Source organism: Novosphingobium sp. P6W (genome assembly GCF_000876675.2).
Classification (GTDB): Bacteria; Pseudomonadota; Alphaproteobacteria; order Sphingomonadales; family Sphingomonadaceae; genus Novosphingobium.
The window spans coordinates 503773-515451 of sequence record NZ_CP030353.1 but is presented as its reverse complement, the minus strand read 5'-3'; the positions used below and the strand labels follow the sequence as shown (position 1 = coordinate 515451).

16 protein-coding genes are annotated in these 11679 nt (G+C 64.9%); 10 read left to right on the top strand and 6 right to left on the bottom strand.

What is annotated here, in order from left to right; genetic code table 11:
* Positions 1 to 9: 9 nt before the first annotated feature.
* Positions 10 to 699 (top strand): DUF1311 domain-containing protein, encoded by a 690-nt coding sequence (locus tag TQ38_RS18720; RefSeq protein WP_162792298.1) that lies wholly within the window; start codon positions 10 to 12, stop codon positions 697 to 699.
* On the opposite strand, the gene TQ38_RS18715 is transcribed toward TQ38_RS18720, so the two are convergent.
* The 6 genes from TQ38_RS18715 to TQ38_RS18690 form a co-directional block, all read right to left on the bottom strand.
* Positions 686 to 1417 carry a hypothetical protein gene (locus tag TQ38_RS18715; RefSeq protein ID WP_052505983.1) on the bottom strand — a complete coding sequence of 244 codons (732 nt, stop codon included), beginning with the start codon at positions 1415 to 1417 and terminating at the stop codon, positions 686 to 688. The two genes, TQ38_RS18720 and TQ38_RS18715, sit on opposite strands and share 14 nt — an antisense overlap.
* Before the next feature lie 37 nt (positions 1418 to 1454).
* The gene (locus TQ38_RS18710) at positions 1455 to 3188 is read right to left on the bottom strand and encodes a DUF4153 domain-containing protein (RefSeq protein ID WP_043979673.1); all 1734 of its coding nucleotides are present in this window, start codon (positions 3186 to 3188) and stop codon (positions 1455 to 1457) included.
* A gap of 148 nt (positions 3189 to 3336) precedes the next feature.
* The gene (locus tag TQ38_RS18705; RefSeq protein ID WP_043979669.1) at positions 3337 to 3792 is read right to left on the bottom strand and encodes a hypothetical protein; all 456 of its coding nucleotides are present in this window, start codon (positions 3790 to 3792) and stop codon (positions 3337 to 3339) included.
* Between the two features lie 10 nt (positions 3793 to 3802).
* Positions 3803 to 4228 carry a hypothetical protein gene (locus TQ38_RS18700; RefSeq protein WP_162792297.1) on the bottom strand — a complete coding sequence of 142 codons (426 nt, stop codon included), beginning with the start codon at positions 4226 to 4228 and terminating at the stop codon, positions 3803 to 3805.
* An 11-nt stretch (positions 4229 to 4239) separates the two neighbouring features.
* Positions 4240 to 5049, bottom strand: a complete 810-nt coding sequence (locus TQ38_RS18695) for a hypothetical protein (protein WP_043979663.1) — start codon at positions 5047 to 5049, stop codon at positions 4240 to 4242.
* An 11-nt stretch (positions 5050 to 5060) separates the two neighbouring features.
* Positions 5061 to 5552 carry a hypothetical protein gene (locus tag TQ38_RS18690; protein ID WP_162792296.1) on the bottom strand — a complete coding sequence of 164 codons (492 nt, stop codon included), beginning with the start codon at positions 5550 to 5552 and terminating at the stop codon, positions 5061 to 5063.
* A 48-nt stretch (positions 5553 to 5600) separates the two neighbouring features.
* Here TQ38_RS18690 and TQ38_RS31320 point away from each other — a divergent pair, with 48 nt between their 5' ends.
* From TQ38_RS31320 to TQ38_RS30045, 9 genes are all read left to right on the top strand, one after another.
* Positions 5601 to 5729: a hypothetical protein gene (locus tag TQ38_RS31320; RefSeq protein ID WP_255417992.1), complete on the top strand. Its 129-nt coding sequence runs from the start codon at positions 5601 to 5603 to the stop codon at positions 5727 to 5729.
* Positions 5730 to 5833: 104 nt separating this feature from the next.
* Positions 5834 to 6391 carry a TetR/AcrR family transcriptional regulator gene (locus TQ38_RS18685; RefSeq protein ID WP_240198141.1) on the top strand — a complete coding sequence of 186 codons (558 nt, stop codon included), beginning with the start codon at positions 5834 to 5836 and terminating at the stop codon, positions 6389 to 6391.
* Positions 6392 to 6506: 115 nt separating this feature from the next.
* Positions 6507 to 7658 (top strand): 3-oxoacyl-[acyl-carrier-protein] synthase III C-terminal domain-containing protein, encoded by a 1152-nt coding sequence (locus TQ38_RS18680; protein WP_043979654.1) that lies wholly within the window; start codon positions 6507 to 6509, stop codon positions 7656 to 7658.
* Complete coding sequence (locus TQ38_RS18675; RefSeq protein WP_043979652.1) at positions 7655 to 8347, top strand: iron-containing redox enzyme family protein; 693 nt, start codon at positions 7655 to 7657, stop codon at positions 8345 to 8347. The genes TQ38_RS18680 and TQ38_RS18675 overlap by 4 nt, the downstream gene beginning before the upstream one ends.
* Positions 8340 to 9218: a hypothetical protein gene (locus TQ38_RS18670; RefSeq protein WP_043979650.1), complete on the top strand. Its 879-nt coding sequence runs from the start codon at positions 8340 to 8342 to the stop codon at positions 9216 to 9218. The genes TQ38_RS18675 and TQ38_RS18670 overlap by 8 nt, the downstream gene beginning before the upstream one ends.
* A gap of 8 nt (positions 9219 to 9226) precedes the next feature.
* Positions 9227 to 9658, top strand: a complete 432-nt coding sequence (locus tag TQ38_RS18665; RefSeq protein ID WP_052505982.1) for a hypothetical protein — start codon at positions 9227 to 9229, stop codon at positions 9656 to 9658.
* The gene (locus tag TQ38_RS18660) at positions 9655 to 10293 is read left to right on the top strand and encodes a hypothetical protein (RefSeq protein WP_052505981.1); all 639 of its coding nucleotides are present in this window, start codon (positions 9655 to 9657) and stop codon (positions 10291 to 10293) included. The genes TQ38_RS18665 and TQ38_RS18660 overlap by 4 nt, the downstream gene beginning before the upstream one ends.
* A gap of 39 nt (positions 10294 to 10332) precedes the next feature.
* A complete protein-coding gene (locus tag TQ38_RS18655) occupies positions 10333 to 11229 on the top strand; it encodes a hypothetical protein (RefSeq protein ID WP_052505980.1) in 897 nt (298 codons plus the stop codon).
* Positions 11230 to 11375: 146 nt separating this feature from the next.
* Positions 11376 to 11528 carry a hypothetical protein gene (locus TQ38_RS30045; RefSeq protein WP_162792295.1) on the top strand — a complete coding sequence of 51 codons (153 nt, stop codon included), beginning with the start codon at positions 11376 to 11378 and terminating at the stop codon, positions 11526 to 11528.
* Positions 11529 to 11679 lie beyond the last annotated feature (151 nt).

Sequence of the window (11679 nt, the reverse complement as noted above, 5' to 3'; positions counted from 1 at the left end):
GGACCGTTCATGACCGTCAGTAATCCTGGCTACGCTATCGCTTCGGCCATCACTCTGGCCATCGTCGCACCGGGGGCCGCGCATGCGGCAGCCGGGGCCGACCCGTCGTTCGATTGTGCCACCGCGAAGATGGACGAGGTATCGCGCGCGATCTGTTCCGATCCTGCGACCGCCGCGCTCGACCGCAGGATCGCGGCTCGCTTCGAAACCTTGCGCCGGGACCTTCCCGAAGATGCAGCCATGGCGCTGGCCGACGACCAGCATTACTTCGAGGAACTGCGCGGTCTCGCCTTCCGGGCCTCGGGCGGCAATGCGGCATCCTTGCAGGCGATGCTGGCTGAACGTGCGTCGTTTCTGGACGCGGTGGTCCTTGGTGGGCCGCAGCTGCGCGCGGGAACCTGGCGCAACTTCACCGGCGCGGTCACCGTGACCGACGACGGCAGCGCGATGATCGTCGAGATGCAGCCAGCTTACGGGCAAAGCATCTGCAGGGTCACGGGAAGTCTGGAAGGCGCGGCGCTGGCGGGCAAGGTGACGCTGCACGGACAACCCGGCCGCGGCGTGGAACTTGGCCGGTTTGGAACCGTCATGGTCGTCACCGACAGCGCCATGGCGCCCGCAAGTCCTTGCGCGCTGGGCGGTGAGCCGTTCTTCCGGGTTGCCGTTCAGCCTGAGGCGAACGGTGTCACGGAACCGTAAAATCCTCGCAAGGAGGCAGCGGTGCATCGGGTCGGTAGGCGCGAGCCGCAGCATCAAAAGTATAGCGGCGGTTGTACGTACAAGTCTTGTCGGTTTCTTCGACGAGATCCGCCTGGGTTAGCGCAGGCATCTCCAGCGAGTCCGCCTGACGGTTCACCCCACGCGGGAAATTGGTGGCCTTCATCGCCAGCATGAGATCCGGCATGTTGCCGTGCGTATTGGGGACCGCCTTCAGGGTGCTCGTCAGCGTGTATTGATCGGCGCAGGCATCGAGCCGCTGCTTCATGTCTTTTTCATCGAAGCAGGCCCGGATCGAGATGTCGCTACTGTATGGCGTCTCCATCACTGCGACCGGCTCCTCCCCCCAGCGCACCAGCATCAGGCGCTGAAAGATTACTTCGGCATTGCCGCCGGAATACATCTGGCTGCGCCGCACACCGATCCCGACGAGAACGCCGCTGCCGTCGCTCAGGCGCAGCACGGAGGGAAGGGTGCGGAACTCTTCGTTGTCCTGGCCCTTCTTCGCGGTCCACTGCGCAGCCAGCTTGCCCTTGCGCGTGACTGCGAAGGCACCCTCGCGCGTGCCAGTGACGCACAGGCTACCTTCGGCGGTGCAGAGCGGAGCATCCTTGCCCGCCTGCGTGAGCGGCTCGAAGTTTTGTCCTGTCGCAGGCGGGGAGGCGGCAAGGACGGCGGCCATCATCAAGATAGGGGGCATGCGTTTACCTCAAGCAGGTTGGGGGTGGGAATGCGGCTCAATCGAAATTCTCGCCTACCGGCAGGCCGTCTACATACACTTGGCGGCGGGTGATGGTTCGCACCTCCACCTTTCCTTTGGTGAGACCATTTTCGATACGCTGATTTTGTTCCGCAGTGCGCACTGGATTACGCTCATTGGGGGCCCAAGCTGCGTTGCTCAGACGATAGCGGGTCGATCCATTGTTGGTGACGATCACCGCCTCGCGGCTGCCCGGTGCGTACCAGACCACGCAGGCGGCACTGGTGTAGCAGGCCGAATAGCTGCTCAGCTGGTCGTAGAGAGCGGCGGGCAATTGCGAGCCGCTCGGGAGAACGATAAGATGATCGCGATTATATGGTTGCGGCTTGCCTTCCGCTAACTGGCGCGGTTCGAGCGCATAACGGCTGTTTTCCTTGAGCGCATATGCGGCGGCAGCGCGGATTTCCTTCGTGCGGCCTTCCTTCGCCAGCCGGGCCACGGCGTCCTTCCCGGCCCGGCCGAAATCGAAACGCAGCGCGGCCCAGTCGAACTGCTTGAGGGGAACGCGGCCGCTTTCCAGCATCGCCACCTGATCGCGCGCCGACATCGTGCCGAAGTTGAGCAGCGGGGTGGCCAGTACCAGCGCCAGCACCGCAAGGCCCATGGCAAGGCGCAAGTTCGCGGTGCGAAGGTACGGCGCCGCACCAAGCCGGCGATGCGCCAGCGTGACGATGTAGGCGAGGCCATAGGCGCAGGCGATCCCAGTGAAGATCACTGCCCACAGCCGGTCGGGCGTCAGACCGTACTGGTGGATGCGCAGTCCCGTGGAGAGCGCCGCGATCAGCGCCAGCGGCAGCATGCACAGGCCCAGCGCGCCGACGCTGGCGCGCAGCAGGGGGCTGCGCGATTCATGCGGCTGCTCCTCGCCGATCACCGCGTTGGCCAGGCACAGCGCGCCAATGATGCAGCTCAGCAGGATCGGACTGGTCGAACGCGTGGCGCCCCACAAGGGCCCGAGGCCGGTAAACGGGATCGCTGCGAGAAACACCACCAGCCCGACCGCCAGCAGCGGAGCGAGGACCGAGAGGATCGTCGTCACCACCCGCTGTATGAGCGCGAGGATACGATCACGGTCGCGCAGCATGGCCACCCCCGCACCCAGCGCGGCGCCGCTCAGCGTCAGCATCATCCAGGTGTCGTCCAGGAGATCGGCGAGGATGACGATGCCGATCAGTTTAAAGAGCTGGCCCAGAAGCGTGGCCATCGCCCAGACCACGCCAACGAAAGCCCATGCGGAAAGCCAGAGTACTACGTCGGTCCAGGCATGGCGGTATGCCTCGGGATAGGGGATCGTGCGGTTCAGCGCGCCTTCGGTGGGTTGCGCGCCGCGCCATGCCTGGAACAGCGGCGTGCAGATCGCGACCGCCAGCGCGGCGCAGGCCACGCGCCAGGCATCCTCTCCTTCGCCGAACGGACCGTTGAAGTAGACCGTCAGACCCACCAGCGCGCCGCCGACCAGCGCGAAGGCGACATCCCAGCCCAGCCTCCCGCGTTCGACCAGAAAGCCGAACAGTAGTGCGGCCATCGCGACGAAGCTTGCGGCCGCCGCACGCAGGTCCGCGTGATCGAGGTTCGGCAAGTACTTGTCGGGGCGTATAATCCAATAGATTAGCAGACCGGACAGCCCACCCAGCAGGGCCAGGCCCCATGCGCGCATCGTCCAGTTGGCGGGTTCGGTGTCCGTTTCATCCTGTGGAGTGAGAATGTTCATGGCTGTATCCTAGCCTTCGGGTGTCTGACGGCCCGCGATTGCCATGCCATTTTACGGCAGAGCGTTTTCGTCAAATCCGTTTGCAGACACCATGATGCGGCATTAATGAACATCGATCAATTCATGATTTGATCGATGTTCAAAAAATTCAGGAGTAGAATGGCACGCGGCTGAGTACGTACGTGCCGCCCTTGGGCGAGAACACCAGTTGGTTGGCGAAGTCTGGCGCATCGAGCAGGTATTCGCCCTTAGCGATCGGGCCGGGGGCCTCGCCATCGTCGCTGCCGGGTTTGAAGGGGCGGACTTTGCCTGCGCGGATCGCGGCGATCACTGCGGGGGTGAATATCTGGTCGTACCGGGCGAGGAACTTCGCGCGCGTGGCGGCGCTGCGGTCCACTTCGCCGCCTGCGAAGTCCCTGAACGGAAGGGCGGCCATGGCGGCAACCTTTGCCTTGTCCCCGGCCAGAACCGCAGCGCGGAAGCCTGTAAAGAACTGGTCAAAGCCCTGCCGCGCCGGGGCGGCGATGGCCTGAGGGGCGGGAAGGGCTGGCGTTGTCGATACGGCCAGCGCGAGCGCGGCGGCGAATGTCAGTCGGCGGTGCATGGCTGGTTCCTCACATCGTTTCGTCGGTCATCGCGGACAGCTGCCAGCAGGCGCCGACCGGCTGGAACTGGTAGCGCAACTGATACCCGGTATCCGGCTTGGCCAGCACGACTTCGAACTTGCCGCCGCCTTTGGGTGCGGTGCGCATTTCAAGGCCCTCGCGGCGGCGCTCAGCCCCGAGCGGCATGATCGGGAAGCCGAGCGCTGCCCTGGGCAGGCTGGACGTCACCATGCGTGGTTCCGGCTGGGCCTGCGCATCGATCTGGCCGGACGACAGCGGATCAGCGACATGGGCGCGCTGGATATCCGCATTGGCGGCGAATGCGGCGAGGAAAATGTCGAAGGTCTTGCCGGGGCAGGCGGGGGCTGCAGCCATGGCGGGCACGGCGCTGGTGGCGCCAGCAAGTGCTGCGATCATTAGGGAAGTTCGGATCATGGCGTGCTCCGTTAACGGGGGGAATTGGATTCGTAGGCATGGCTGGCGATACTGAAGCGCCAGAGCGAGCCGTCGGCCGGCTTGGCGCGCCGGGCCTTACCGTCAGGTCCGGGCAGGGTGCCCGTCTGCGTGGACTGCAGTTCCGGCCAGCCGGCGATGGTCCTGCCGGTCAACGCCAGTTTGCCCCAGGAGCGATAGCACCGCTCCGGCGCGGTCTCCTGATCGCAGTCGTTCCAGTTGTCGGAGGCATCGACGATCTCCCCGCCGAAGGACCACATGCCGGGCTTTGCCGGGTCGGAGCGAAACAGCGCATGGCCATGCAGGTTCACGCCGCCGCCCGCCATCGTCACAGTGGGATAGCCGACCAGCACTCCGCCGCCCGCCAGGGGCTGTTCCAGATAGGCGGCATCGCCGTCGTCGTCAGACATCGAGGGGTTGCCGGTATTGTTGACGTAGACCGCGCCGAGATCGATTTGCCGCCCGATCAGCGTCCAGGCGTCGCCGCGCAATTTGTACGTGACCTGCGCGATCGGCATCTTCGCGGTCGGGCCGAGCAGATCGCCTGCGCCACCTCGCGGACGACCGATCGCGATCGCGGTGTAGGTCTTATTGCCGGTTACGGCGGTGTCGAAGCTGAACCAGTACGACCATTCCTGATCGCCGATCATGCAGGCTTGCTCCTGCGTGTCAGAGCGGCACAGCGCAGTCATTGCCGCGTTGTAACTGGGCGGGAACGGATCGTGCGCGGTTTGCGCGAAGGCGGGGGGCGCACAGACCGAGAGCATGGAGGCGACAAGCAAAAGCCTTGCGGTTATGGTCATGACGGTGTGCCTCAGTTCACGGCGTTCAGGAAGGCGCGCCAGCTGCTCGCCCAGTGCGCGCGGCGCGCCGGAGTGGCGGACTGGACGCTGCACACGGCCAGGAAATTGTCCGCAGTAGCCGGATCTACCGGCTCGCAGGCCCAGATATGCGCATCGAGCTGGCGGGGCCAAGGTGTGACGACGCTGACGACGGCATGATTCTCGATGCCGATGAGCAGGTCGAAATCCTCATCGTTGTCGTCCTTGGACCACATGCAGGCGCCGTCGAAATCGGGGTTCTGGCCCGTCGGCAACGGGCAGGGAGCGCTCTCGCCCGGGAACAGCGAGGCGAGGAACGTCTTGCCGGGGCCTTTGGCAACGTCGAGATCGGCCGGGGCAAGGGTGCCGAGCGCCAGTACCGCCCGGTCGGGGGGCGGCGTCGTCAGGGCGGAGGCACTGCCGCCGCCGGCCATCAAGGCTGCTGCGGCGATCACGGGCATGGCGTAGCGGAATAACTTTCGCACGGCGGGTTCTCCCTTGTCCAACTTTGCGGCGAACCAAGCATGGACAGGATGTACGACAAGCCAAGTACCGGACATTGGGCGGGTCTCGGCGCGGCGTTCCTGATCGGACAAGGCGGACATCAGGGACATGGTGTATCCAAGCTGTTGATTCTGGCCAAAGGTTTATCCGCCAATTGATCGACGATCAATTAAAAATTCAACGCTGTACATTTTGATATCGTTTACTATAATGAACGACTATGGGTCGCAGATCAGATCACAGCCGAAAAGAGCTGGAGCAGATGCTCATCGTCGAGGGCCACAAACACATGGCGGACGTGGGCTTCGCGCGGTTTTCGGCAAGGGAAGTCGCCAAGCGGATCGGGTATTCGATCGGCACGCTGTACAATGTGTTCGGCACTTACGATCTTCTTATGATTGCCATCAACACGCGCACTTTCGTTCTGTGGACGAATTACATCCGTGACGCGTTGAGCAGGAGTGGAGACGACCGCATCCGTGCCTTGGTGGAAGGCTACTTTGGATTTGCCCGTGCCAACCGCAACGCATGGATGGCGATCTACGATCACCACCTTCCGCCCGACGTGACGATGCCGCCCGAGCATGACGTGCTGCGCGGCCAGCTGACGGAGGTGGTGGTGGAGGAAGTGCGCGCCGTGCTCCCGCCCTCCTGCCAGGGCGAGGCGCCGCGTCTGGCCCGCTCGCTGGTGGCGACGGTGCACGGCCACTGCATGTTTGATATCAACGGCTCGTTCGCGCTGATGGGCGAAAAGGAGCCGATGGCGCTGGCGCTGGCCCGCGTTCGCGAAAGCCTTTCGGCCGCGCGCGCAAGCTGTTGAAACTGTTCTCCGGACGGCGCAATTGATCGCCGTCCAGAATTATATTGAACACCGATCATAATTTTGCCATCACAGGCCTTCCGATGATTCGTCCAAGACTTCGGGAGCGTGTTGAATGCGTGCCTATGTAACCGGATCGGGGCAGTTTCTGCCCGGAGAACCGGTATCCAACGCTGCGATGGCTGACTATATCGGCCGTCTTTCGCCGCAGGCGGAGCGGCTCGGCAGGCTGACGCTGCGCCGCAACGGCATTCGCAGCCGCCATTATGCCATGCGCCCCGACGGGACCACCCGCTGGACGCTGGCAAGACTGGGCGCGGCGGCGCTGGACGATCTGTTCGCCCGCTCGGGGCTGGACCGGCGCGCGGTGGGCTACCTCGCCACCGCCACTACGCAGAACGACCTAATGGTGCCGGGGCTGGCCAGTGGCCTCCATGCCGCGTCCGGCCTGCCGCCGCTGGAGATCGCCAGCCTGCAAAGCGTCTGCGCCAGTGCGATGATGGCGCTCAAGTCTGCCGCGTTGCAGGTCTCCGCCGGAGAGCACGCCGCCGCGCTGGCGGTGGGGGCGGAGTTTTCCAGCCGCTACTTCCGGCCCGGTCATTATCACGGCACGGCCGCGATGAATGCCGATGGCACGTTGCCGGGCGATGCCGAGTTCCTGCGCTGGACGCTGAGCGACGGCGCTGCCGGGGTACTGGTGGAGGACCGCCCGGCGCCGCGCGGGCTGTCGCTGCGGATCGACTGGATTTCGCTGCGCTCCTTCGCCGATCGGTTCGCCCCGTGCATGACCGCCGGCGCGGCTGTAGACGGGCCGGAGAACGGGCAGGGCGCCCTTGTGCCCTGGAGCCATTTCCCCACGATCGCCGAGGCCGCGCAGGCAGGCGCTTTCCAGCTGCGGCAGGATGTCGAGGCGCTGCACCGCATGCTGCCGGTATGGCTGGGCGAACTGATGCGGCTGGTCGACGAGGGGCGGGTCGATCCTGCCGGGGTTGACCATTTCCTATGCCATTTCTCCGCCCGCAGCCTGCGCGACGAGATGGTGGCGCTGGCGCACAAGGCCGGGTGCCTGATCCCCGAGGACCGCTGGTTCACCAACCTTTATGAAAAGGGCAATGTCGGTGCGGCCTCGCTGTTCCTGCTGCTCGACGACCTGCTGCGCTCGGGCAGGCTGGCAGCGGGCCAGACGGTCCTGTGCGCCGTGCCCGAGAGCGGCCAGTGCGTGATGGCCTATGCGATGATGACCGTGGTGGACGGAGAAGAACCATGACCGAGGTACTTGAGGTCGCCGATCTGGAAACCGGGCATCTGGAAGCGGCCCATCGGGGCCTGGCCCGCGTGTGGATCGAGTTCGAGAGCGGGCTGGCGCAGGTCCCGGTGATCGCGCGGCTGCTTTCGCGACGGCTGCGGATTGAGGACTATCGCAGCCTGCTGTTCAACTTGCGCCAGCAGGTGGTGGACGGCGGCCGCTGGATCAGCCGCGCGGCCTCCAACGTGGAGCACGAGGACCTGCGCTCGCTGTTCATCCGCCACGCGGCGGCCGAGCACCGCGACTATCGCATGCTGGAGGACAACTACGTCGCTGCCGGCGGCGCGCGCGAGGCGATCCGGTACGGGGTCAAGAACATCGGCTCCGAAGCGCTTTCGGCCTTCATGTTCCATGCAGCGTCGCAGGCGAACCCGGTCGGGCTGCTCGGCGCGATGTTCGTGATCGAGGGCCTGGGCAACCGCATGGCCGGGCCATGGGCCGAGGCGATCCGCGCGCAGCTGGCACTGGACGAAGATGCCGTCAGCTTCCTGGCCTATCACGGCGAGAACGACGAGGACCATCTGGAAATGTTCGACCGCGCGCTGGCGATGGCGGTCATCGATGCTGCCACGGCAACGGCGGTGGTACGCCATGCCCGCATCGTCGCGCGGCTCTACCGGTTGCAGCTGGAAGAACTCGACAATGTCTGAAGACATCCCCGGCCTAGACAGCTGGGACCGCAGCGATCCCGATCCGTGGCTGGCGCTGTCAATGGACCGCTCGCTGCCGATCGCGCCTGCGGCCAAGGCCGCGCTGATCCGCGACCAGCGTTCGCGCAGCCGCCAGTTCCTGTTGCCCATCGTGCGACCTTTCGCGCGGATGTGGATCGTCATCGCGCAGCTCGTCCATACCGTGACGCCGCGCTGGCCGCATGCCCCGCGCTTCCTGCACGCCAGCATAGCCTTCGGGATGAAGCACTTCCTCACCCCCGACGCCAACCGGCTGATCCTGCGGCACTTCCATCTGGGCGCGCAGATCCTGCGCTTCATCTCGGACAATGCGACGCCGGGCTTTCACCCGCAGTTGGAGCCGATGACCCCGCGCCGCATCGACGACGTGCGCGCCAACCTGTTCCTCAACCACGACCTCAACATCTACAACTACCTGATCGGCCTGAACGCCGAACTGGACCGGCGCGGCAAGGACATCGAAAAGGTGGCGCGGATCGACTTCTCCGCCATCGCCGAGGATGTCGAGCTGGAGGAACTGCCGCGTGGCGGCTTCAACGTAATCGACCTTCAGACCGCCATCGAGTGCTACACCCCCGCTTATGCGATGTTCCTCACGGACCGCGATTTCTGGCGGGCCACGAACTCGCTGCAGCTGGACGAGACCATCGGCCTTTACGCCGCGCGGCTGACGGGAGAGGAAAAGCACCTCGCGATGATCGTTAACGGCCATCCGCTGGTGCCGCACTCCACCTTGCGTGCGGGCTTCCGGCTGGTGCTGCACGGCCTGTCTACCGAACTGCTCCACGGCTTCCTACTGCACATGAAGCGCCGGCAGGCCGACATGGAATGAACCGGTCAATGATTGCCACACGTATCGCGGTTACGGCGCTGACCTTCCTTGCAAGTGCCGCCGCCCTTGCCGCTCCGCCTGCAAAGGCGCCGCCGGTGGAGGCCTATGTCGGCAAGTATCCCTTCGACAAGGTGGACGGCGTCAGCTTCCTCGACCACCCGGCGGTTCGCGCGGCGGTGACGCGCGCGGTGAGCGATCCCAAGGCGCGCGCATGGCTGCTTGATGCTAAGGGCAGCCCGTTTCCCCAGGTCAAGCGTGAGAACGCGGAGCTCGTCGTCATCGGCTGTCAGCAGCATGCCTGCGACCGGCGCAACTGGGCGATCTACTTCAACCCGGCCAGCAATCGTACGCGGGTCTGTTATTCGGCAACCGGCGCGCAGTCGCGCTGGTACAACGGCAGGGGTGGTTCGCGCGTCCTTGCCGGGTCGTGCCCGTCATGAGCCGGCTTGTCACCGTGGCCGTATCAGTCATCGCGCTTCTGGCTGCGCAAGCTCCGGCTTTGGCGCGCAGGCTCGGTCCACTGCCGCCGCAGGCGAACGTGCCGACTGGGCCGACGCAGTGCGTGTTCGGTGCATGGCAACGCTGGGAGGGCGGGGCGGTGCGCGTCATGGCCGCGCCCGACGACAAGTCTGCGCTCCTCGGCACGCTGCCCGCCCCTGACCAGACGCGCGACTATCCGGTCTATCTCGATGTGATCGGCACCGCTCCCGGCTGGCTGCACATCGCCCATGCGTCCGATGCGCAGAACGAGCAGGCCGGCCATCCTCACCGCGAGGTCTACGCGGGAGAAGGGTGGGTCTCGTCCGACACCGTGAAGATCGGCGTGCAGTCCGCGCGCGGCTATCTGCTGCCGGATGCCGCCTCGCCGCGCATCGTCGACCTTGGCGACAGATGGCTGACCGAAGTCTACCGGATCGGCGAGATCCGCGGCTGCAGCGGCGACTGGGTGCTTCTGACCTATCACGACGACAGCGACGTTCGTGACATGATGACCTTCGGAACCGCCTGGTTTCGTGGCATTTGCGCCATTTACGAAACCACCTGCGATAGGAAATCTGTCGATACGCCGGAGTGATCCGGCTTCCCCTAGATCGAACTGAAAGGCACACTCTTGATGAAGCAGCTACTCCTTCCGACCGCGATGAGCGCACTGGCCCTGCTGGCGGCCTGCTCCTCAGGCGAGCATGGTCCCGGCGGCGGTGCGAGCGATACCGCGTCCGAAGCCGCCACCGGCGTCATGTCCGAGGCGGCGATGGCCGAGGAGAACGCCGGTTTCACCTCCGAGATCAGGGAACTCGCCTTCGATCCGGTATCGCAGCTGCCCAGGGCGCCCGCCAGCGCGGCCAGCCGCTCGGAATGTGCGGGGCAGGTCATCGATGCCAAGTCCGCCGCCGCACGCGCGGTTGCCGGGGCGGGCTGGGGCGTGACCGGAGAAGCGAAGGTCGGCGATTACCAGCTGGTCAGCTTCGCCGGTTCGTTCGAGCCGGGCACCAGCGGTTCGTGCTTTGTGAGCAAGGGCAATGTCGGCGTGTTCGAGGGCACCACCTTGCGCGCCGTCGCCTATGCCGGTTCGGGCAGCAAGGAGACGATCGGCCGCATCCAGCCCTTCGGCAAGGACGGCGCGCGCATCTGGCATGGCGACATCGTTCCCGCGCCAATCGCGGACATTCGCCGCAGCGCGCAAGGCCTGGTGATCGGCAAGCTCGCTGCCGAGGAGCAGACCTGTGGCGGCTCAGTGCCAACGATCAATGAAATGCCCATCACCCGCGCCCGCAAGGAACTGATCGCGGGAGGCTGGAGCCCGGTGAACCACGGGACCCCCGATGACCGCATCGACGAGCGCGAACAGGCACTGGCGCAGCTAGGCGTGACCGAAGTGGACAGCTGCTCGGGCACCGGGTTCGGCTATTGCAGCTTCGATTATCGCAAGGGCAAGGCGAAGCTTGGTGTCACCACCGTCGGCGACAACGAGGACCCAAGCGTATCGAACTACGGGGTGCAATGCGACTGACAGGACATGCCATGTCATGCTTTTGGACAAGCGGATGCGATTAGACGCATTGACTGTTCCCCTCCGTCATCCGCGGGCAAAGTAAGGAGGCTTTCTGCCGAGGCTTTCGTTAGTGTTACGGATCAACAACCCAAGGTCTCGGACACATGACGATGGAAAAGCGCGGCACACTTCAAGCCGCGATAGCGAGGCGCGGTTTTCACTACATGCTGGCCGCCATCACCTCCGGGCTCAAGGAGGCGCGCGATGCGAGGTTGAAATTCGCATGCTTCCGGCCGGAACTATATGCTCGCAGTTGAAGCTGAGGCGCCCGTCTCGGTCGGGCCACAAAAGAGTATAGGCAAGGAACGGCTCTGGGACAAAACCGACTTTCGTGAGCCGGGCCGGGAATGGCAGGCCCCTATCCAACACCTGCCATTCCTGAAGCCCCGATCGTCGTTCCAAGAATGC

Coding starts and splice junctions, on each gene's coding strand:
- TQ38_RS18675 (WP_043979652.1), top strand. CDS start 7,655: ATGACCGAGGTACTTGAGGTCGCCGATCTGGAAACCGGGCATCTGGAA.
- TQ38_RS18710 (WP_043979673.1), bottom strand. CDS start 3,188: ATGAACATTCTCACTCCACAGGATGAAACGGACACCGAACCCGCCAAC.
- TQ38_RS18705 (WP_043979669.1), bottom strand. CDS start 3,792: ATGCACCGCCGACTGACATTCGCCGCCGCGCTCGCGCTGGCCGTATCG.
- TQ38_RS18670 (WP_043979650.1), top strand. CDS start 8,340: ATGTCTGAAGACATCCCCGGCCTAGACAGCTGGGACCGCAGCGATCCC.
- TQ38_RS18660 (WP_052505981.1), top strand. CDS start 9,655: ATGAGCCGGCTTGTCACCGTGGCCGTATCAGTCATCGCGCTTCTGGCT.
- TQ38_RS31320 (WP_255417992.1), top strand. CDS start 5,601: ATGTACGACAAGCCAAGTACCGGACATTGGGCGGGTCTCGGCGCGGCG.
- TQ38_RS18680 (WP_043979654.1), top strand. CDS start 6,507: ATGCGTGCCTATGTAACCGGATCGGGGCAGTTTCTGCCCGGAGAACCG.
- TQ38_RS30045 (WP_162792295.1), top strand. CDS start 11,376: ATGACGATGGAAAAGCGCGGCACACTTCAAGCCGCGATAGCGAGGCGC.
- TQ38_RS18700 (WP_162792297.1), bottom strand. CDS start 4,228: ATGATCCGAACTTCCCTAATGATCGCAGCACTTGCTGGCGCCACCAGC.
- TQ38_RS18715 (WP_052505983.1), bottom strand. CDS start 1,417: ATGCCCCCTATCTTGATGATGGCCGCCGTCCTTGCCGCCTCCCCGCCT.
- TQ38_RS18685 (WP_240198141.1), top strand. CDS start 5,834: ATGCTCATCGTCGAGGGCCACAAACACATGGCGGACGTGGGCTTCGCG.
- TQ38_RS18665 (WP_052505982.1), top strand. CDS start 9,227: ATGATTGCCACACGTATCGCGGTTACGGCGCTGACCTTCCTTGCAAGT.
- TQ38_RS18655 (WP_052505980.1), top strand. CDS start 10,333: ATGAAGCAGCTACTCCTTCCGACCGCGATGAGCGCACTGGCCCTGCTG.
- TQ38_RS18720 (WP_162792298.1), top strand. CDS start 10: ATGACCGTCAGTAATCCTGGCTACGCTATCGCTTCGGCCATCACTCTG.
- TQ38_RS18695 (WP_043979663.1), bottom strand. CDS start 5,049: ATGACCATAACCGCAAGGCTTTTGCTTGTCGCCTCCATGCTCTCGGTC.